Origin of the sequence: Mesorhizobium sp. M7A.F.Ca.CA.004.06.1.1 (assembly GCF_003999135.1) — a bacterium.
Taxonomy (GTDB): Bacteria; Pseudomonadota; Alphaproteobacteria; order Rhizobiales; family Rhizobiaceae; genus Mesorhizobium.
Window position 1 is genome coordinate 1 of the sequence record NZ_RZPQ01000368.1, and the last position, 485, is coordinate 485.

At 67.2% G+C, this 485-nt stretch carries 1 protein-coding gene; it reads right to left on the reverse strand.

The window, feature by feature from the left end:
* A partial coding sequence (locus EN906_RS20635) for a biotin/lipoyl-containing protein (RefSeq protein WP_127375338.1) occupies window positions 1-485 on the reverse strand: 485 nt, incomplete at both ends.

Genomic DNA, 485 nt, shown 5'->3' on the forward strand with positions numbered 1-485 from the left:
TCCGCCTTCACCACCCGGCCATGTGGGCCGGTGCCAGTCACGGCAGACACATCGACACCGGCCTCCTTCGCGATGCGGCGCGCAAGCGGCGACGCGAAGGTGCGCTCGCCGGCCGCATGGCCGTTGGCAACCGGAGCCGCATCTGCCTTGGATGCGGTCGCGACCGGTTCGGCCTTGGGTGTCTCAGCCTTCGGTGCGTCAGCCTTGGGAGCCTCCGCTTTCGGCGTCTCGGCTTTGGCCGGTGCAGCACCGCCCCCGCTTTTCGCGGCGGCGCCTGCATCCTCACCTTCGGCGGCGAGCACGGCGATCAGCGCGTTGACCTTGACGCCTTCGGTGCCGGCGGGAACGACGAGCTTTGCCACCGTGCCCTCATCGACAGCCTCGACTTCCATCGTCGCCTTGTCGGTCTCGATCTCGGCAATCACATCGCCCGGCGAAACCTTGTCGCCCTCTTTCACAAGCCACTTGGACAGATTGCCCTCTTC